This is a genomic window from Tritonibacter sp. SIMBA_163 (genome assembly GCF_046535935.1).
Taxonomy (GTDB): domain Bacteria; phylum Pseudomonadota; class Alphaproteobacteria; order Rhodobacterales; family Rhodobacteraceae; genus Epibacterium; species Epibacterium scottomollicae.
On record NZ_JAWJBP010000821.1, the window covers coordinates 1 to 255 of the forward strand.

Genomic DNA, 255 nt, shown 5'->3' on the forward strand with positions numbered 1-255 from the left:
CCTGCGCGATCGCGGGGATGCCGTTGGCGATGAACTCCATCATGCGGCGGACCTTGAGGTTGGGGTCTTGCCGGGCCATGGAGAAGGGCACGATCTTGAGCTGGTAGTCCATCCAGTCGCCCTGCCGCATCTCGGGCGAGTAGACCACCTGCCGGTCCCGCCCCTCCTCCCGCTTCACCAGCGGCAGCTCGATCAGCGGGTCGGTGTGGAGGAAGAAGGCGAGGTCGCGGCAGACCTTGGCGGTGAAGTGATAGA

The 255-nt window shown here is 65.5% G+C and carries 1 protein-coding gene; it reads right to left on the reverse strand.

From position 1 onward, the window contains the following. A partial coding sequence (locus R0J92_RS24610; RefSeq protein WP_411053614.1) for a hypothetical protein occupies positions 1 to 255 on the reverse strand: 255 nt, incomplete at both ends.